Source organism: Pseudomonas sp. P5_B3 (genome assembly GCF_056400405.1).
This window is the reverse complement of sequence record NZ_JBFULI010000082.1, coordinates 1-18,279: the sequence shown is the minus strand read 5'-3', so window position 1 is coordinate 18,279 and position 18,279 is coordinate 1. Positions and strand designations below refer to the sequence as shown.

The following is an 18,279-nucleotide window of genomic DNA, read 5'->3' as shown; positions in this document are numbered from 1 at the left end:
GCCTCCATCACGACAGTGCAGGGCTCAAGGTTCATCAGGTGCTGCATGAGCGCTACCCGATTGAATTTTTTGCGGTACAGCTCGTGACCACGATCATCCTGTGCATGTAGATGAAAGGTGTGTTTTCCCAGATCGATGGCGGCAATAGCTACTTTGCTCATGGCAATGATCTCCGATAAGCCCCCTGTGAAAGCTTAGTGGTCGATCACAGGGGGCGGCGGGGGTAGCCATTTCATTAGGGAATTTCATTGTTGGTGAGGTTGTGCCAGGCATAAAAAAACGGCCCGAAGGCCGTTTTCTGTTTACCGCAATGGCTTAGCCGCCGAGGTACGCTTCGCGCACTTTCGGGTCGGTCAGCAATGCTTCACCGGTGCCTTGCATCACTACCCGGCCGTTCTCCAGCACGTAGGCACGGTCAGCGATTTTCAGCGCCTGGTTGGCGTTCTGTTCGACCAGGAACACCGTCACACCGTCCTTGCGCAGTTGTTCGATGATGTCGAAGATCTGCTGGATGATGATCGGTGCCAGGCCCAGCGACGGCTCGTCGAGCAGCAACAGCTTGGGCTTGCTCATCAGCGCACGGCCGATGGCGAGCATCTGCTGTTCGCCACCGGACATGGTGCCGCCACGCTGGGCGAAGCGTTCCTTCAGGCGTGGGAAAAGTCCGAGAACCTTGTCCATCTGTTCCTGATAATCGCCCTTATCGGTGAAGAAACCACCCATGGAGAGGTTTTCTTCCACGGTCAGGCGGGAAAACACCCGACGGCCTTCCGGCACCACGGCAATGCTCTTGCGCATGATCTGCGAGGAGTCCTGGCCGACCAGTTCCTCACCCATGTAGCGGATGCTGCCGCTGTGGGCCTGCGGCGAACCGCAGAGCGTCATCAGCAGGGTCGACTTGCCGGCACCATTGGCGCCGATCAGGGTCACGATCTCGCCCTGACGGACTTCGACGTTGACGCTGTGCAGAGCCTGGATCTTGCCGTAGAAGGTGGAAACGTTTTCGAACTGCAGCATTTACGCTTCCCCCAGGTAGGCTTTGATCACTTCAGGATTGTCGCGGATCTGTTCCGGTGTGCCGTTGGCCAGGGGGGTGCCCTGGTTGATCACGACGATGTGGTCGGAAATGCTCATGACCAGTTTCATGTCGTGTTCGATCAGCAGCACGGTGACGTTGTGCTCTTCACGCAGCACACTGATCAGCGCCTTGAGGTCTTCGGTTTCCTTCGGGTTCAGGCCGGCGGCCGGTTCGTCGAGCATGAGGATCCGCGGGCGGGTCATCATGCAGCGGGCGATTTCCAGGCGACGTTGCTGACCGTAGGCCAGGGTGCCGGCCGGACGGTTGGCGAACCCCTTGAGGTGTACCTTGTCCAGCCAGTACTCGGCGTACTCCATGGCCTCGCGTTCGCTTCTGCGAAATGACGGGGTCTTGAACAGGCCGGCCAGGAAGTTGGTATTCAAGTGACGGTGCTGGGCGATCAAGAGGTTCTCGACCGCGGTCATGTCCTTGAACAGCCGCACGTTCTGGAAAGTACGCACCACGCCTTTGAGGGCGATCTTGTGGCCGGGCAGGCCCTCGATGGCCTCGCCGTCCAGCAGGATGCTGCCGCCGCTCGGCTTGTAGAAGCCGGTCAGGCAGTTGAACACGGTGGTCTTGCCGGCGCCGTTGGGGCCGATCAGTGCCACGACCTGCTTTTCCTTCACGCTCAAGGCCACGCCGTTGACCGCCAGCAAGCCGCCGAAGCGCATGCTCAGATTTTCTACTTTGAGGATCTCGCGGCTCATTTACGCAGCTCCATGTGAGGACGTTGCATGGGCAGCAGACCTTGAGGACGCCAGATCATCATCAGCACCATCAAGGCGCCGAACATCAACATGCGGTATTCGCTGAAGTCACGCATCAGCTCGGGCAACAGAATCATTACGACGGCCGCGAGGACCACGCCCAATTGCGAGCCCATGCCGCCCAGCACCACGATGGCGAGGATGGTGGCCGATTCGATGAAGGTGAATGACTCCGGCGTCACCAGACCCTGACGTGCGGCGAAGAAGCTACCGGCAAATCCGGCGAAGCAGGCGCCCAGGGTGAAGGCCGACAGCTTGATCACGGTCGGGTTCAGGCCCAAGGCACGGCAGGCGATTTCGTCCTCACGCAAGGCTTCCCAGGCACGGCCGATCGGCATGCGCAGCAGGCGGTTGATCACGAACAGCGCGAACAGCGCCAGCAACAGCGCCACCAGGTAGAGGAATACCACCTTGCTGACGGGGTTGTAGGTCAGGCCGAAGTACTCGTGGAAGGTCTGCATGCCTTCGGCGGCCGTTCTATCGAAGCTCAGGCCGAACAGCGACGGTTTGGGGATGTTGCTGATGCCGTTCGGTCCGCCCGTAAGGTCCGTCAGGTTACGCAGGAACAGACGGATGATCTCACCGAAGCCCAGGGTCACGATCGCCAGATAGTCACCGCGCAGACGCAGTACCGGGAAGCCCAGCAGGAAGCCGAACGTCGCAGACATCAGTCCGGCGATGGGCAGGCAGATCCAGAAGCTCAGGCCATAGTAGTGCGACAGCAGCGCATAGCTGTAGGCACCCACCGCGTAGAAACCGACGTAGCCCAGGTCGAGCAACCCCGCCAGACCGACCACGATGTTCAGGCCCAGACCGAGCAGCACATAGATCAGAATCAGCGTGGCGATATCCACCGCACCGCGCGAGCCGAAGAACGGCCACACCAGAGCGACCACGATCAACCCCATGATGACCCAGCGTTGGGTGCTGGGCAGGGTCATGAAGTGGCTGACCTTCGGCGAAACCAGCGAGCCTTTCGGCGCTGACTTCATCATGGTGCTCCACTGTTTGTCGAACAGCACCCGCAGGAACATCAGCACCGAACTGGCGGTGATGATGAACAGCGTGGAGGTACTGGCACCCAGTACTTCGAGGTTGATGCCGGCGATGGACAGTTTCAGACCGAGTACCGGATAGGCCACGGCCCAGACCAGCAGGGCGCTGAACAGCGCTTGTTTAAGATTCCTAGTCATACTTTCTCAATCTCCGGACGCCCCAACAGGCCGGTTGGCCGGAATAACAACACCAGAACCAGAAGGCCGAAAGCCACTACGTCCTTGTACTGGTCACCGAATATATCGGCGCCGAATGCTTCGGCCACCCCCAGCACCAGACCACCGAGCATGGCGCCCGGAATGCTGCCGATGCCACCCAGTACCGCCGCGGTAAAGGCCTTGAGGCCCACCAGGAATCCGGCGTTCGGGTTGATCACGCCATACTGCATGCTGAGCAGTACAGCCGCCACGGCCGCCAGGGCGGCACCAATGACGAAGGTCAGGGCGATGATGTTGTTGGTGTTGATGCCCAACAGGTTGGCCATCTTGATGTCTTCGGCACAGGCCCGGCAGGCACGTCCCAAGCGTGAACGCGAGATGAACTGGGTGAGGCAGAGCATTACCACCAAGGTCACCACGAACACCAGGATCTGCATGTAGGAAATCAGCACTTCCTGTGCTCCGCCCGGACCGAAACTGAAGCTGCCCGGAATCAGGTTGGGGATCGATTTGTCCTTGGAGTCCTGCGAGAGCAATACGGAGTTTTGCAGGAAGATCGACATGCCGATGGCCGAGATCAGCGGGATCAGGCGGTTACTACCCCGCAAAGGGCGGTAGGCGATCCGTTCGATGCTGTAACCGTAGGCACTGGTGACAACGATGGTCGCCAGGAATGCGGCGGTCATCAACAGCGGCAGAGAATGGATACCCAGCATGGCCAGTCCGGCAAGGACGATGAAGGCCACGTAGGAACCGATCATGTAGACCTCGCCATGGGCGAAGTTAATCATTCCAATGATGCCGTAAACCATCGTATAGCCGATGGCGATCAGGGCATACGTGCTGCCAATGGTCAGACCATTAACCAGCTGTTGGAAAAAGTGATAGATCTCAGGCATTACAGCGCTCCTAAAAACCTGATACGCATTTCACTGGTGGAGTCATTTTCCCGCTCAGGCCCCGTGGATCTGCATCCACTTCGAGCGTGAGGTTTGCCAGCGAACCGCTGATGACGGTTTTGAGATTTTCAGGTGGGAAGGCTTCCGGATCACGGAGGCACGGCCCATTACCTCGTAAAACAAAGCCCACGGCGCGCCGTGGGCTTTATTGGCAGTCAGTCAGGCAGCGCCTTACTGAGGCGAAACTTCGGTTTTAGGTTTGCCGAAGTGCCACTGGTAGACCACGAACTTGAAGTCCTTCAGGTCGCCCTTGTCGTCGAACGACAGGTCGCCGGTCGGAGTCTTGAAGGTGCCTTTGTGAATGGCTTCAGCCACTTTGGCGGTGTCTTCGCTCTTCGCTGCCTTGATGCCTTCGGCAATCACATCGACAGCCGAGTAGGCCGGAAACACGAACGGGCCGGTCGGGTCCTGTTTCTTGGCGGCGAACGCCTCAACCAGCGCCTTGTTGGACGGGTCCTGGTCGAAAGACTTCGGCAGGGTCACCAACAGGCCTTCGGAAGCGTCCTGGGCGATTTGCGAGATGGAGTCGTTGCCCACACCTTCAGGCCCCATGAACTTGGCGTTCAGGCCCTTTTCCTTGGATTGACGCAGGATCAGGCCCAGTTCCGGGTGGTAGCCGCCGTAGTAGACGAAGTCGACGTTGGCTTGCTTGAGCTTCTGGATGATCGAGGAGAAGTCCTTGTCGCCGGCGTTGAGGCCTTCGAATACGGCAACCTTGACGCCTTTGCCTTCGAGGGTTTTCTTCACGGAGGTGGCGATGCCTTCACCGTATTGCTGTTTGTCGTGCAGCACAGCAACGATTTTCGGTTTTACGTGGTTGGCGATGTAGTTACCGGCAGCAGGGCCCTGGGCGCTGTCCAGGCCGATGGTGCGGAACACCATTTTGTAACCACGTGCGGTGATGTCCGGGCTGGTGGCAGCCGGGGTAATCATGATCACGCCTTCGTCTTCGTAGATGTCCGAAGCCGGTTGAGTGGAGCTGGAGCAGAGGTGACCGACAACGAATTTCACACCATCGTTGACCACTTTGTTGGCGACGGCCACGGCTTGTTTAGGGTCGCACGCGTCGTCGTATTCCTTGGCTTCGAGCATCTTGCCGTCGACGCCGCCCTTGGCGTTGATCTGCTCGATGGCCATCTTGGCACCGATGAACTGCATGTCGCCGTATTGAGTGACCGGGCCGGTTTTAGGGCCGGCGATGCCGATCTTGATGGTGTCAGCTGCGAACGAATGGCTGGCAACCCCGGCCAGAACCATAGCGGCAAACAGTTTGGAAATCTGCTTAGTAGCCTTAGTCATAGTGCTCCACTCTTACTGTTGTAGTTTTTATAGTCCTGGCGCCGATGGCAGCAGAACCGGGTCAGATATCCACGACATCCCCCGGAAATGCCCCCCGACAACTGTACCGGTACAGTGTAGAGCGCCGATTGTCGGCCTGGGAAGGCGGCGCCGGGGGGCAAAACCTGCGAGTGTCGCTTTATTGAAAGAAAAAGACAGAATTGCGGCGGGGGTGTTGAAGGGCTTATAGCCGGATTCAGTGCATTCCCTGGCTTTACTGCGCTTTTCATTTCGGTGACTCAATTGCATCCGGGTTTTTCTGCCAGACCAGCGACGTTATCATTCGCGTCGATTTCTTTTCCGGACAGTCCCATGAATCAAGAACCTAGCACCCTCTATGCCAAGCTGCTTGGTGAAACCGCATCTATTACCTGGAAAGAGCTGGAGCCGTTCTTCGCCAAGGGTGCCCTATTGTGGGTCGATCCTGGCCTGGATTTGATCGCCGCCGCCGAGGCCGTGGCCCAGGATGAAGGGGAGAAAGTGGCTGCCTGGCTGGCCGCTGACAAACTCGCCAAGCTGTCTGAAACACGGGCGCTGGATCTTTTTGAGCGTGATCCGCAGCTGTGGGCCGTGGTTGTTTCGCCGTGGATTCTGATCCAGGAAAGGGCGCAGGCTTAAAAGGTTGCACATTATTGGTGCGTTCCTTTCAGGGATAAAAGTGTGTAGCCGGGTAGCGTGATGGCATGTTGCCGTGAAGAAAGGCTACAGCTTCACGGTGACGTAAACGTAACGGGAACAGTTGAGAGGACAACTGAACGGCCGCTCAATTGTTTCTGGATGTTGATATGCAGTGAATTCAAGGCCGCCATCGTCGGAACGCCGCCCGGACCAAGCTCGCTCCCACAGTTGACCGCGTTCTCTCTGAAAGAATGCGATCCCTGTGGGAGCGAGCTTGCTCGCGATGGCGGCGACGCGGTTTTGCGTCTTATTAAGCTGTCTTGCCCGTATGGTTATTCAACGAAATGACCTTGGTCTTGCCAATGCGGTGACGGTAGATCTCGCGCAGGTACTTGATCGCTTTCTTCACACAGTCGCGCGACAGGCGAATGTCGTTGATCGAGACGAATTTGTCCTTGTCGTTGATCAGCTCGCGGTACTTCTTCTCGTACATCGGCTTGATCGCGTACCAGTTGGTATCGAGGATCTTCGCCGGGTTCTCGAATTCGTTGAGTAACTCGTCGATCCGGTCTTCATCGAACTGTTCGTTGATGATGAAGTCCAGGATCGAGTTGTCCAGGGTCTCGTCGAAGCGGTACGGGTTTTTCGCGAAACAGCGCTTGATGAACGCCACGATCAGCGTCAGGAAGTCGTCCGACAGGCACGGGCTCTTGGCGATCAGGGTGGTCAGCGACAGGTTGGCCGAAGCACCGATCACCAACGCGTAGCGCTTGAGCGTGGTGTTGGGGAACAGGCTGTTGAGGTGAGTCTTCAACCGGTTCAAATCCATGTAGGACAGCTTGTAGTCCTTCGGCAGGGAAACGATCGACACCACCGACGAGCAATTCTTGAAGAAGTGCAGGTCATGCAGCGCCGCCGCGTCGTAACCCGAGTTCTTGTACTGCTCCAGCGACGCGCGATAACGCTTGGACTCGATCGGCAACAGGCTGATGCCTTCGATGGCCTGGGTGACCTTGTTGAAGTGCGGCAGGTCGATCGAACGGAAGAACAGGTCATCGATGTTCAGGCGCTGCGGCTCTTTCTCGAACACCTTGAATTTGTCGCTGCTCGGCGGCGGGGTTTCCGGCACCACGGACTCTGCGTAGGCAATCGCCACCGGGCCGGCCAGGCTCATGAACAGGTCGTTGGCGTCCAGGCGGATGGTTTCGCCGATGTCGATGCCGGCGCGACGGAAATAGTTCTGGTCGTAGTCGGTGGTCACCGCCTGGGCCGTCAGAATGTTGAAGATCTGCTGCGAGATGTATTGGTTGGCATGCTTCTCCATGGCATTGACATCAATATTCTGGATATTGCCGTCATCGTTCTCTTCGGCGTAACGCATGATGTCGTTGGAGATCAACATCATCGCGTTCCATGGGCGGATGCGGCCCATGACGCTGGCTTCGCTGCTGTCTTCGTTGGCGAAGTTGTAGGAGAAGTCCCACTCTTCCGACAGGTACTTGCACAGCAGGCGGCCGGCGTTGATGTGCAACGCCTCGGACATTTCACTGCGGTGATCGGAAATGTTCGGCAATACACAGATGCCACTGGTGAAGATCGGTTCGAAGACGAAGGAGTGGCCGCTCTTGCTGTCGTGCTCGTCCATCGGTTTGGTGTCGAACGTCTTGTTCATGTACGAGTGCTGTTGGGCCAGACCGAATTCCGAGGCCATGCCCGAACCGGTACCGCCACCGGCACTGAAGATCGAGAAATACAGGCGCGACTGGTTGGCCTTGATGCCGCAGCTGTCGATCAGGTACGAGTGGATCATCTTCCAGTCAGGGCTGGAGAAACGCTGGGTGTCCTTGTTCAGGATGATCTTGGCCAGGTACTGGCCGAGGATCGGCGCGTTACCGGCACCACCGGCGTGGACTTCCGACAAGTCCATGATTTTCATCTTGCTGTAGTCGCGCAGGAAACCGCTTTTTTCGCCCTTGCGCGAGAAACGGATGCGTCCGGCGATGTCCTTGTCCAGGTCGCCGAGCATCACCAGTGGCTCGACCAGAAACACCGGCTTGGTGTTTTTGTTCTGGCCCAGGCGCAAGTTGTTGCGGATCCACTGGGCCGGGCTGTAGCCCTTTTCGGCAAAACGCTTGTCTGGCGACAGGCGATCTTCGTTGTTGAATTCGTTGAGGTAGAACTTGCGGGCGTTGTACACCAGCTCCGCCACGTCCAGCGCAATGTTCGAGCCGCAGCGGCCCAGGCCGATCAGGCACACCGACGGGAATTCCTGATCGCTGTGCTGTTCGCTGTCGCCTTCCAGGTGCGGTGCGCGCGGGAACACCATGTCGCGCAGGCCGTCGAGGTTGTCGAGGATGCGGTCGGTGTTGGTTTCGGTGAAGTACAGGTATTGCTGGGTTGCCAACGGGCGCGATTGAATCAATGGCTTCGGTGATGACGGGCTGTTGGCCGCGGGGCTCAGCGTCAGATCGGTTACCGCAGTGGCCGGGTTGTTTTTAGAAGTCATTGTTCGCCATCTACCTGGGCTGATTGGTTGGCCGACTCGCAGTCGTCGAACCGTCACGGAATAGAATCGCGTCTTTTTTCAGCGCGTATTTGGACCATGCCTTGGTCCTTGGCCTGAGCATCACTCGGCGTGAATCCTTTCCTGAGTCATGATGGATCGGCCAATATTTGGCGATCTTTAATCAAAAGGAGGCAAAATGATGTCAACGTTACCTTCGCTGGGGTTTGCCGGGGTCGGCCTGATGGGGTTGCCAATGTGCCGGCGCCTGCTGGCGGCGGGTTATCCGCTGGCGGTATGGAATCGCAATCCGGACAAGTGCAAGCCACTGGTGGAGGCCGGCGCACGCCAGGTCGCCAGCCCGGCCGAACTGTGCCAGCACGCTGACGTAGTGATGTTGTGCCTGGCGGATACGTCGGTCGTACGCGAGGTAGTGTTTGGTCCGGCAGGCATTATCGAGGGGGCAAAGAAAGGCCAGTTACTGGTGGACTTTTCCAGCCTGGAGCCCAATGCCACGCGGGAAATGGCCGTAGAACTCGCCGGTAAAACCGGCATGGGCTGGCTCGACACGCCGGTGTCCGGTGGTGTGGTCGGGGCTGAAACCGGGAGCCTGGCCATCATGGTTGGCGGTGACGCGCAGGACCTGGAACGGGTCCGCCCTGTCCTGTTGAACCTGGGGCAGCGTGTGACGCACATGGGCGGTGTCGGGGCAGGGCAGGTGACCAAGGCGTGCAATCAGATGATCGTCGCCTGCAATGCCTTGGTGATTGCCGAAGTGGTCGCGTTGGCGGAACGTTCCGGGGTTGATGCCAGCCTGATCGCCGAAGCGCTGGCCGGCGGTTTTGCCGATTCGAAACCCTTGCAGATCCTCGCCCCACAGATGGCGGAAAACCGTTTCGAGCCGGTCAAGTGGCACGTGCGCACGTTGCTCAAGGATCTGGATACCGCGGTAAAGTTTTCGCGAGAGCAAGGCTCGGCGACACCGATCAGCGGCCTGGCCGCGCAGTTGATGCGCCTGCATGGGAGTCAGGGTTTCCTTGAAAAAGACCCGTCTACATTAGTACAGATGTACCGTGAGCCAGACTCAGCGTCGTGACGGTATAGGCGTGCTTGCGCTGGTTGATTTCGTTCAGCACCGGATGCAGCTCGGCCAATGGCACCGGCCGACTGAGCAAATAGCCCTGAACGAAGTCACAGCCATGGTTTTCCAGGAACTGATATTGCTCGAAGGTTTCGACCCCTTCGGTGACCACTTGCAGGTGCAGGGTATGGGCCATGACGATGATCGCCTGGACAATCTCCATGTCCTGGGTGGCCTTGGGGATGTCCTGGATGAAGGAACGGTCGATTTTCAGCGTGTTGAGGGGCAAGCGCTTGAGGTAGGCCAGGGATGAATAGCCGGTGCCGAAGTCATCGATCGACAGCGACACGCCGAGGGCACGAATCTGTCGCAGCAACATCAGTGTGTTGGCGATATTGCCCATCAAGGCGTTTTCCGTGACTTCCAGTTCCAGGCGGTGGGCCTCCACTCCGGCGGCTCGCAATGCGTACTCGATTTCATCGGCCAGTTCTACGCGCGCCAGGCTCAGGGGCGAGCAATTCACGGCGATCTTGAGGTCTACGCAACCCAGGCGCAACAACTCGCCCAGATCCTCGCAGGCCTTGCGCAGCACCCAGTTGTCCAGTTCGGCGATCAGGCCGTTGGCCTCGGCGATGGCGATAAAACGATCCGGCACGAGGAAACCATGGACCGGGTGTTGCCAGCGGATCAAGGCTTCAAGCTTGCTGATCTGACCGGTCTTGAGGTCATAGATCGGCTGGTAATAGAGCATCAGGCCAGTGTCTTCACGCAAGGCATTGCGCAGTTCTTCTTCCAGTTGCAGTTCCAGTGTGGCGCGGGTTTTCAGGTTGGCGCTGAAAAAGCTCAGGCCGTTGCGGCCACCGCCCTTGGACTGATACAGCGCAAGGTCGGCGTTCTTCAGCAGTTCTTCACACGTCTTGCCATCCTCCGGAAACAGGCTGATGCCGATGCTGGTGGTCATGACCATGCGCCTGCCGGCCAGTTCGATGGGCTCCTTCATTTTCAGCATGATGCGTTGGGCCATCTGCCGCGCCTCTTCACGATCATGCAGGTCGATGAGCAGGCAGAACTCGTCGCCGCCGAAACGCGCGACCACATCCTCGTGACCGCGAACCGAACTCTTGATGTGCCCGGCAAGCACTTTGAGCAGTTCGTCACCGGCATCGTGGCCAAGGCTGTCGTTGATCCGCTTGAAATGGTCGATGTCCAGGAACATGACCGCCAGCATCCCGCCTTTGCTGGTTTTCTCGATGAGTTTTTCGGCGAAGACCTGGTTGAATCCGCGGCGGTTGATCAGGTTGGTCAGCGCGTCGTGGTGCGCCACCTGTTGCAGCGACATGCGCGCCTGGTCCAGCTGGCCGAGCAGGGAGTTGACCCGTTGCAGGTCGTGGTCCTTGCGTTGCAGTTTCTTGTCCGCCAGCGCCGCGCTGATGCTGCTGCCGATGATCAGCAGGGTCATGACCGCCACGGTCAGTGCCAGTTGCAGTTGGCTGTGATCGCCGGTTTGCGCTGGCAGGCTGCCTTCGGGTAGTACCAGGTTGAAGGCGGCCATGGCAGTGAGGTGCATGCTGAGGATGCCAGCCCCGAGCAACAGGCTGGCGCAGTATTTGGTGAGCTGATGCAGCATGCCGGCGCCGTCGCGCAGATACCACGCCAGTAACAAGGCTGCCAGTGCGGCACCGATCGCGATCACGATGGAAAGGGCAAACAGGCCCGGATGGTAATAGACCGAGGCATTGGAGTGCATGGCCGTCATGCCCACGTAATGCATGGTCGCGATACCCAGGCCGATCCCGATCGATGACGTGAGGCACTGTCGCAAACTCAGCTCGGGAAGGCTGAGGGTATGCATGGCCAGCCACGCGGCGAGCAGCGCGATGGTTAGCGAGAACACCGTGACAGGCAGTTGGTAGTGAAGATCGATAGGCGCCTGGAATGCCAGCATCCCGACGAAGTGCATGGCCCAGATACTGCCGGCCAGGCATCCGCTGCCGACCCAGCGCCAGAGCGTTTGGGAAGCGGATTTTTCAGCGTGAGCAACCCGTTCGGCCATGTCCAGTGTCGCGAAGCTGCCGACACAGGCGACCAGATAAGCCAGCAGCACCAGAAAAGGGTCATGTGTGCAGTTAAGTATGAGCTGCCCACTCTCTGGTAGCTCGGTAAGGAAATGCAAACCAAGCCACTCCATAGCATGCCCCCATCGTTATCCATCAGGCCGGCGCAAGGAGCGTCGGCGAATGTCCTGGAGTATAGAGGGCATGGGTGGAGCACAAGTGATAGTGGCACATTGATGCCAATGATTTTGGCATTAGCCTAATAGCGATTAGTGCTAATGCTCAGGCGATTTGCTTCTGAGGCGTCTCGAATGCGGGTTGCAAGGCCGGCAAGCCGAATGCGGCACGGGCCGCGTCGCAATCGGGATTGGCCAGGCCATCGACCCACGATGCGTCGAATTCCCGGCAGGTACTGGAGCGTTTTTCGTAAATCGAGCACTGCACCGTACTGCCCACGTCCCCCACCAGGCTGGTGCAGCGCACGGGTTTGCAGCCGGTGCCGAGCATCGCGACCCGACTGGGGCTGATCTGCTCGACAAGCTCATCGGGTACCGTTCCCCCGGACGAGGCGCATTCCCCCCAGAAAAATGACACGCGAAAATGAGAACAGCAGGCACCGCAATTCAGACACGGACTGGCTTCGGACATGGGCGATTATCGTAAAGAGGGGTGGAGACACAGGGGGGAAACAAGGCCGCTATTCTAGGCTTCGCCAACGGCTTGGGAAGGGGGGGCGAAAGGTATTTTTCAACGACCGGACGGACTGCGAAATACCCGCCCTGCGAAAGCTCCTACAAGTTGCGACCCATGGGTTGGTATCAGCCTGGCGAATAATGAAAGACAGTTGTGGCCGGCCTGTCTAGATTGCAAATTCCGGGGGCAGTGACGCCCCAAAAACAATAAAAGAGACGGACCCATGCAGAACTCGACCCAAGCGGCCAATGCCTGGCGCATTCTGTTCCTGTTGTTCCTGGCCAACCTGTTCAATTTTTTCGACCGCACCATCCCGGCCATCATCATCGAGCCCATCCGCATGGAATGGCACCTCAGTGATTTCCAGTTGGGGATCATCGGGACGGCATTCACCATCGTCTACGCCATTGCCGGCTTGCCATTGGGGCGCATGGCCGATACCGGCTCGCGCAGCAAGCTGATGGGTTGGGGGCTGGCGGTGTGGAGCGGGCTGACGGCCATCAACGGCATGGTGGGCAGTTTCTGGAGCTTCCTGATCGTGCGCATGGGCATCGGTATCGGCGAGGCCAGTTACGCGCCAGCCGCCAATTCGCTGATTGGCGACTTGTTCCCGGCGCACCGCCGGGCTCGCGCCATGGGTATCTTCATGCTCGGGCTGCCGTTGGGGCTGTTGCTGGCGTTCTTCACCATCGGTGCGATGGTCAAGGCCTTCGATAGCTGGCGCGCGCCGTTCTTTATCGCAGCGGTGCCCGGACTGGTCCTCGCGGTCTTCATGTTTTTCATCAAGGAACCGAAACGCGGCGCCGCCGAGAGCGTTCAAGTGTCGCAGGAAAAGATCGACCGGCCGATCCGTCGGGTACTGGCTGTGCCGACCTTCCTGTGGCTGGTCATGGCCGGCCTGTGTTTCAACTTCGCCACCTATGCCTGTAACTCGTTTCTGGTGCCGATGCTGCAACGGTACTTTCTCATGCCGTTGCAGGATGCCGCGGTCGCCACCGGAGTTATTGTCGGCGTGACCGGGTTGGTCGGCCTGACCCTCGGTGGCTGGATCGCGGACAAGATTCACCAGCGGATTGCCAACGGGCGGCTGTTGTTTGCGGCCTTCAGCCTGATGATTTCGACGGTCTGCACCGCGTGGGCGCTGCATTCCGGGCGCATCGAGATCGGTGTGTTTGTCGCCGTCTTCAGTCTCGGTTGGCTGTTCGCCTACAACTTCTACACCTGCGTGTACACGGCGATACAGGATGTGGTCGAGCCGCGGTTGCGGGCGACGGCCATGGCGCTGTTCTTTGCCGGGCTGTATCTGTTGGGCGGCGGTTTGGGGCCGGTGGTGGTCGGGGCCTTGTCGGATCACTTTGCCCACACGGCGATGCTCGAGGCAGGTGCGGAACAGATGACTGAGGCGTTTAAAGCGGTCGGCCTGCATGACGCGATGTACCTGATTCCGGTGGCGCTGTTGTTCACGGTGGTGTTTCTGGTGCTGGCTTCGCGGTGTTTTGTGCGCGATGCCAAGCGGATGAAGGAAGGGTTGGTGGCAGTGATTGAGTCAGAAAATACTGTGGTGACTGCTTAACCGCCATCGCGAGCAAGCTCGCTCCCACAGGTTCTGTGTACGACACGGACACTGTGGGAGCGAGCTTGCTCGCGATGAGGCCGTCAGCAGCACTACTGAAATTGAAGTAAAAAAAAGGCCCGCATCACTGCAGGCCTTCTTTTTATGGCGGTGGAGGAGGGTTGTTAACCCGCCACCAACACCCGAATCGCTTCCAGTCGCAGCGCAGCCTTATCGAGCATGGCCAGGCCTTGCTCGCGTTGTTTGCGCAGGGCAACCAGTTCGCTGTCGCGTACGGTCGGGTTGACCGCTTGCAGCGCGGTCAGGCGTGCCAGTTCTTCTTCGGTATCGGCGGCCAGGCGACGCTGCGCCTCGGCGACACGTTCAGTGTGACGGGGCAGGATCTTCGCTTCACCGGCGTTGATCCGTGGCGTCAACTGGTCACGCTGGGCCTGGATGAACTTGTTGGCGCTGGCACGCGGCACGCTTTCAAGCTGATCGTTCAAGGTTTCGAACGAAACGCGGGCCGACAGGTCGTTGCCATTGGTATCGAGCAGGCAGCGCAGGGCGGCCGGCGGCAGGTAGCGGCCCAGTTGCAGTGAGCGCGGGGCAACCACTTCGCTGACATACAGCAGTTCCAGCAACACGGTGCCCGGCTTCAGCGCCTTGTTCTTGATCAGCGCCACGGCGGTGTTGCCCATCGAGCCGGACAGGACCAGGTCCATGCCACCCTGAACCATCGGGTGCTCCCAGGTGATGAACTGCATATCTTCGCGAGACAGTGCCTGGTTGCGGTCGTAGGTGATGGTCACGCCTTCGTCGTCGCCCAGCGGGAAGCTGGCATCGAGCATTTTTTCGCTCGGCTTGAGGATCAGCGCGTTTTCCGAATGGTCTTCACTGTCGATGCCGAAGGCGTCGAACAGGGTTTCCATGTAGATCGGCAGGGCGAACTGATCATCTTGCTCCAGGATATCTTCCACTAGCGCATCGCCTTCGCCCGCGCCACCGGAGTTCAGCTCCAGCAAGCGGTCGCGACCGGTGTGCAGCTCGTCTTCCAGACGCTCACGCTCGGCGCGGGCTTCGTCGATCAGCGCTTGCCACTCGCCATCGTCGGCCTCTTCCAGCAGCGGCAGCAGGCGCGGGCCGAACTGATGCTGCAAGGCGTTGCCGGTCGGGCAGGTGTTGAGGAATGCGTTCAGTGCTTCGTGGTACCACTGGAACAGACGCTCTTGCGGGCTGGTTTCCAGATACGGCACGTGCAGTTCGATGATGTGCTTCTGGCCGATCCGGTCCAGACGACCGATGCGTTGCTCCAGCAGGTCCGGGTGGGACGGCAGGTCGAACAGCACCAGGTGATGGGAGAACTGGAAGTTGCGACCTTCACTGCCGATTTCCGAGCAGATCAGCACTTGCGCGCCAAACTCTTCATCGGCGAAGTAGGCGGCGGCGCGGTCACGCTCGAGGATGTTCATACCTTCGTGGAACACCGTGGCCGGGATGCCCGAGCGCACGCGCAGGGCGTCTTCCAGATCCATGGCGGTTTCGGCGTGGGCGCAGATCACCAGCACTTTGGTGCGCTTGAGCATCTTCAGCTGATCGATCAACCATTCGACGCGGGGGTCGAATTTCCACCAGCGTTCTTCTTCGCTGGTATCCGGCTGGGCCTGGAAACTGACTTCCGGGTACAACTCGGCGTGATCGCCCAATGGCAGTTCGAGGTATTGGTCCGGGCACGGCAGCGGGTACGGGTGCAGCTTGCGCTCCGGGAAACCCTGCACGGCGGCGCGGGTGTTACGGAACAGCACGCGGCCGGTGCCGTGGCGGTCGAGCAGTTCGCGCACGAGGCGCGCGCTGGCTTCGGTATCGCCATCGTTGACGGCGGCCAGCAGGGCTTCGCCTTCGTTGCCGAGGAAACCGTGGATGGTCTTGTGGGCTTGTGGCGACAGGCGTCCCTTGTCCAGCAACTCCTGAACGGCTTCAGCCACCGGGCGATAGTTTTCGCTCTCGGCGCGGAAGGCTTGCAGGTCGTGGAAACGGTTCGGGTCGAGCAGGCGCAGACGAGCGAAGTGGCTGTCCTGGCCCAGTTGTTCCGGGGTGGCGGTCAACAGCAGCACGCCGGGAATGGTTTCGGCAAGTTGCTCGACCAGCGAGTATTCAGGGCTGACCTGATCTTCGTGCCACACCAGGTGATGAGCTTCGTCGACCACCAGCAAGTCCCAGCCGGCCGCGAACAACGCATCCTGGGCTTTCTCGTCGTCCACCAGCCACTCAAGCGCGACCAGCGCGAGTTGGGTGTCTTCGAACGGGTTGCTGGCATCGCTTTCGATGAAGCGCTCTTCGTCGAACAGCGCGACCTGCAGGTTGAAACGGCGGCGCATCTCGACCAGCCACTGGTGCTGCAGGTTTTCCGGGACCAGGATCAGCACACGGCTGGCGCGGCCCGAGAGCAATTGGCGATGGATAACCAGGCCGGCTTCGATGGTTTTGCCCAGGCCCACTTCATCGGCCAGCAGAACCCGTGGCGCGATGCGGTCGGCGACTTCGCGGGCAATGTGCAACTGGTGCGCGATCGGTTGCGCACGCACGCCGCCCAGGCCCCAAAGGGAGGACTGCAACTGGCGGCTGGTGTGTTCCAGAGTGTGATAACGCAGGGAAAACCAGGCCAGCGGGTCGATCTGGCCGGCGAACAGACGGTCGCTGGCCAGGCGGAACTGGATGAAGTTCGACAGTTGGGTTTCCGGCAGGGTGACCACTTCGTTCTGCCCGTTGAGGCCGTGGTAAACCAGCAGGCCATCAATGTCGTCGACTTCGCGGACGGTCAGTTTCCAGCCTTCGAAGTGAGTGATGGAGTCACCCGGCGAAAACCGCACGCGGGTCAGAGGCGCATTCCGTAGCGCGTACTGGCGGGTGTCGCCAGTGGCCGGGTAGAGCACGGTCAACAAGCGACCGTCCTGTGCCAGAACGGTGCCTAAACCCAGCTCGGCTTCGCTGTCACTGATCCAGCGTTGCCCCGGTTGATACTGCTGCGCCATGCTGCCTGACTCCCACCTGAAAAAGCCGGCTATCTTAACGGAATGAGGGCTTCAGGGCCAAAGGACTCTCAGAAAAACTCACAGTCTTACGTTAGTCCACCTGTGCATGGTGCGCCGCCAGGTGCACTAATGAGTGCCAATCGGGTCACAGTTTGCGACCGATGGCTCAAGTCGCCATCCCCGCAGCCGACAGCCTGCTGACAGGAGACCGAAACCATGCTGCCACCGATGCTCCCCCTGAGTGCCGTGCCGATCACTTCGCAAACCGACCCGATCCGCCAGCGTCCGGACATTCCACCGGTGGTGCCGGTGCAGGAAAGCTCCAGTGAAAGCACCATTGACCTGCAAAAGCGCAATCCTGAAGAGGACGGGTTAGTGCTGCGCGAGGAACAGCGCCGCAAGCAGGAGCAGCAAAGACGTCGCCGCGAGGCTGATCATGACCCCGAGGCGCACCTGGCGATTCCCGGTGATGAACTCAATGCCGACAACACCGTGCCGGTGGCGCCGCTGATGGAAGATCAGCCGCGGCAGGGACTGTGGGTCGATATCGAGATTTGAGCGCAGGCTGGTCAGCGCGCCCTTCAGGCCGCATTATTGGCGCAGGGTTGCCGAACGCTACGGTGGCTGAAATTCATTTCAAGCGATGCACATGACTGCCATGAGCCAAGACGACAAACTGATTGACCTCAACGCTGAACGCGCCAAACGTATCCATGACCTCAATGACAAGCGGCTCAATGAAGTTCGCCAGGCGTTCGAACAGGCCATGCCATTGGGCAAGGCCAAAAAAAAGCCGAAAAACAAACCGAAAAAGCGCTGAAATCCCCCCCGCATTCATTGATGCGGGTCAAACTTTCCCCTTCCTCTTGCCCAGTCTCGGGCGACATTGATCCCGGTCAATATTCTCTCCTGCCCGTTTGGTTAACTTAGCCCTATCGCAACAGGCCAGGTGCAGGAGACGCGTCATGTTTTTCGACAACGTGGTGATCGCCGGAGTGCTGACTGTCGGCCTCATGTTTGTGTTTTTTGCAGGATTCGGACTTTTTATCTGGAAGGATTCGCACAAGCGGAAAAAACCGTAGTTCTTTCTGGATGTAATGAGCACGCAAGGCATTTTGGGCAACTTCGGTTGCCCTTTTTTTGTGCGCCCAGCATGGGCGCAATCTTGCGGGTGAAAGTCCCGTCGTAAGCTGACCACAGCGAACGAAGTGAAGCGCAACTGCATGAGGGCGACCGAGTGTGGGGAGGAAGCGTGAATCGAAACCGCGAGCCGATGGACAAGAACCGGATATAAGGCGAAGCCGATCAGGGCGAGCGAGCAAAAGATCGCGAAGCTCTTGTGGTCAAGGATCAGGCTGCGTAAATCCGGCGGTTGTGCGGGGAGCGGGGA

At 59.2% G+C, this 18,279-nt stretch carries 15 protein-coding genes and 1 pseudogene; 6 read left to right on the top strand and 10 right to left on the bottom strand.

Features of this window, described 5'->3' with window-relative positions; all coding sequences use genetic code 11:
- The 6 genes and pseudogenes from AC1DRN_RS28450 to AC1DRN_RS28425 all read right to left on the bottom strand — a co-directional run.
- Positions 1-161 (bottom strand): annotated as a pseudogene (locus AC1DRN_RS28450) (IS110 family transposase); the annotation flags it as partial.
- 154 nt (positions 162-315) lie between these two features.
- Complete coding sequence (locus AC1DRN_RS28445; RefSeq protein ID WP_046043979.1) at positions 316-1,017, bottom strand: ABC transporter ATP-binding protein; 702 nt, start codon at positions 1,015-1,017, stop codon at positions 316-318.
- The gene (gene livG, locus AC1DRN_RS28440; RefSeq protein WP_223463200.1) at positions 1,018-1,785 is read right to left on the bottom strand and encodes a high-affinity branched-chain amino acid ABC transporter ATP-binding protein LivG; all 768 of its coding nucleotides are present in this window, start codon (positions 1,783-1,785) and stop codon (positions 1,018-1,020) included.
- The gene (locus tag AC1DRN_RS28435) at positions 1,782-3,038 is read right to left on the bottom strand and encodes a high-affinity branched-chain amino acid ABC transporter permease LivM (RefSeq protein ID WP_046043981.1); all 1,257 of its coding nucleotides are present in this window, start codon (positions 3,036-3,038) and stop codon (positions 1,782-1,784) included. The genes livG and AC1DRN_RS28435 overlap by 4 nt, the downstream gene beginning before the upstream one ends.
- A complete protein-coding gene (gene livH, locus AC1DRN_RS28430) occupies positions 3,035-3,958 on the bottom strand; it encodes a high-affinity branched-chain amino acid ABC transporter permease LivH (protein WP_046043982.1) in 924 nt (307 codons plus the stop codon). Before livH ends, AC1DRN_RS28435 begins: the two co-directional genes overlap by 4 nt.
- 231 nt (positions 3,959-4,189) lie before the next feature.
- Entirely contained in the window at positions 4,190-5,317 is a 1,128-nt protein-coding gene (locus AC1DRN_RS28425) for a branched-chain amino acid ABC transporter substrate-binding protein (RefSeq protein WP_116262163.1), read from the bottom strand.
- A 351-nt stretch (positions 5,318-5,668) separates the two neighbouring features.
- On the opposite strand from AC1DRN_RS28425, the gene AC1DRN_RS28420 reads away from it, so the two are divergent.
- Positions 5,669-5,974: a DUF2288 domain-containing protein gene (locus tag AC1DRN_RS28420; RefSeq protein ID WP_108227850.1), complete on the top strand. Its 306-nt coding sequence runs from the start codon at positions 5,669-5,671 to the stop codon at positions 5,972-5,974.
- 310 nt (positions 5,975-6,284) lie between these two features.
- Here AC1DRN_RS28420 and AC1DRN_RS28415 read toward each other — a convergent pair whose 3' ends face one another.
- Positions 6,285-8,480 (bottom strand): hypothetical protein, encoded by a 2,196-nt coding sequence (locus tag AC1DRN_RS28415; protein ID WP_223463201.1) that lies wholly within the window; start codon positions 8,478-8,480, stop codon positions 6,285-6,287.
- 196 nt (positions 8,481-8,676) lie between these two features.
- Between AC1DRN_RS28415 and AC1DRN_RS28410 the strand changes: the two genes are divergently transcribed.
- Positions 8,677-9,573 (top strand): NAD(P)-dependent oxidoreductase, encoded by an 897-nt coding sequence (locus tag AC1DRN_RS28410; protein ID WP_223463202.1) that lies wholly within the window; start codon positions 8,677-8,679, stop codon positions 9,571-9,573.
- Here AC1DRN_RS28410 and AC1DRN_RS28405 read toward each other — a convergent pair.
- Together AC1DRN_RS28405 and AC1DRN_RS28400 are read right to left on the bottom strand one after the other, a co-directional pair.
- A complete protein-coding gene (locus tag AC1DRN_RS28405; protein WP_223463203.1) occupies positions 9,530-11,746 on the bottom strand; it encodes a putative bifunctional diguanylate cyclase/phosphodiesterase in 2,217 nt (738 codons plus the stop codon). The two genes, AC1DRN_RS28410 and AC1DRN_RS28405, sit on opposite strands and share 44 nt — an antisense overlap.
- 148 nt (positions 11,747-11,894) lie before the next feature.
- Positions 11,895-12,260 carry a YkgJ family cysteine cluster protein gene (locus tag AC1DRN_RS28400; protein WP_046043993.1) on the bottom strand — a complete coding sequence of 122 codons (366 nt, stop codon included), beginning with the start codon at positions 12,258-12,260 and terminating at the stop codon, positions 11,895-11,897.
- A 268-nt stretch (positions 12,261-12,528) separates the two neighbouring features.
- Between AC1DRN_RS28400 and AC1DRN_RS28395 the strand changes: the two genes are divergently transcribed.
- Positions 12,529-13,878, top strand: coding sequence for a spinster family MFS transporter (locus AC1DRN_RS28395; RefSeq protein ID WP_223463204.1), 1,350 nt, complete (start codon positions 12,529-12,531; stop codon positions 13,876-13,878).
- A gap of 164 nt (positions 13,879-14,042) precedes the next feature.
- Here the strand turns inward: AC1DRN_RS28395 and rapA are convergent, their stop codons facing one another.
- On the bottom strand, positions 14,043-16,889 hold the full coding sequence (gene rapA / locus AC1DRN_RS28390; RefSeq protein WP_223463205.1) for an RNA polymerase-associated protein RapA: 2,847 nt from the start codon (positions 16,887-16,889) through the stop codon (positions 14,043-14,045).
- Between the two features lie 216 nt (positions 16,890-17,105).
- Between rapA and AC1DRN_RS28385 the strand changes: the two genes are divergently transcribed.
- The 3 genes from AC1DRN_RS28385 (at position 17,106) to ccoM (ending at position 17,971) form a co-directional block, all read left to right on the top strand.
- Entirely contained in the window at positions 17,106-17,447 is a 342-nt protein-coding gene (locus AC1DRN_RS28385) for an aspartate-semialdehyde dehydrogenase (protein ID WP_108216746.1), read from the top strand.
- Positions 17,448-17,538: 91 nt separating this feature from the next.
- Complete coding sequence (locus tag AC1DRN_RS28380; RefSeq protein ID WP_223463206.1) at positions 17,539-17,709, top strand: hypothetical protein; 171 nt, start codon at positions 17,539-17,541, stop codon at positions 17,707-17,709.
- A 145-nt stretch (positions 17,710-17,854) separates the two neighbouring features.
- Complete coding sequence (gene ccoM, locus AC1DRN_RS28375; protein ID WP_305729722.1) at positions 17,855-17,971, top strand: cytochrome c oxidase subunit CcoM; 117 nt, start codon at positions 17,855-17,857, stop codon at positions 17,969-17,971.
- Positions 17,972-18,279: the final 308 nt, after the last annotated feature.

Excerpts from the sequence above, each read along its gene's own strand:
- AC1DRN_RS28445 (WP_046043979.1), bottom strand. The coding sequence starts at position 1,017 with ATGCTGCAGTTCGAAAACGTTTCCACCTTCTACGGCAAGATCCAGGCT.
- livG (WP_223463200.1), bottom strand. The coding sequence starts at position 1,785 with ATGAGCCGCGAGATCCTCAAAGTAGAAAATCTGAGCATGCGCTTCGGC.
- AC1DRN_RS28435 (WP_046043981.1), bottom strand. The coding sequence starts at position 3,038 with ATGACTAGGAATCTTAAACAAGCGCTGTTCAGCGCCCTGCTGGTCTGG.
- livH (WP_046043982.1), bottom strand. The coding sequence starts at position 3,958 with ATGCCTGAGATCTATCACTTTTTCCAACAGCTGGTTAATGGTCTGACC.
- AC1DRN_RS28425 (WP_116262163.1), bottom strand. The coding sequence starts at position 5,317 with ATGACTAAGGCTACTAAGCAGATTTCCAAACTGTTTGCCGCTATGGTT.
- AC1DRN_RS28420 (WP_108227850.1), top strand. The coding sequence starts at position 5,669 with ATGAATCAAGAACCTAGCACCCTCTATGCCAAGCTGCTTGGTGAAACC.
- AC1DRN_RS28415 (WP_223463201.1), bottom strand. The coding sequence starts at position 8,480 with ATGACTTCTAAAAACAACCCGGCCACTGCGGTAACCGATCTGACGCTG.
- AC1DRN_RS28410 (WP_223463202.1), top strand. The coding sequence starts at position 8,677 with ATGATGTCAACGTTACCTTCGCTGGGGTTTGCCGGGGTCGGCCTGATG.
- AC1DRN_RS28405 (WP_223463203.1), bottom strand. The coding sequence starts at position 11,746 with ATGGAGTGGCTTGGTTTGCATTTCCTTACCGAGCTACCAGAGAGTGGG.
- AC1DRN_RS28400 (WP_046043993.1), bottom strand. The coding sequence starts at position 12,260 with ATGTCCGAAGCCAGTCCGTGTCTGAATTGCGGTGCCTGCTGTTCTCAT.
- AC1DRN_RS28395 (WP_223463204.1), top strand. The coding sequence starts at position 12,529 with ATGCAGAACTCGACCCAAGCGGCCAATGCCTGGCGCATTCTGTTCCTG.
- rapA (WP_223463205.1), bottom strand. The coding sequence starts at position 16,889 with ATGGCGCAGCAGTATCAACCGGGGCAACGCTGGATCAGTGACAGCGAA.
- AC1DRN_RS28385 (WP_108216746.1), top strand. The coding sequence starts at position 17,106 with ATGCTGCCACCGATGCTCCCCCTGAGTGCCGTGCCGATCACTTCGCAA.
- AC1DRN_RS28380 (WP_223463206.1), top strand. The coding sequence starts at position 17,539 with ATGACTGCCATGAGCCAAGACGACAAACTGATTGACCTCAACGCTGAA.
- ccoM (WP_305729722.1), top strand. The coding sequence starts at position 17,855 with ATGTTTTTCGACAACGTGGTGATCGCCGGAGTGCTGACTGTCGGCCTC.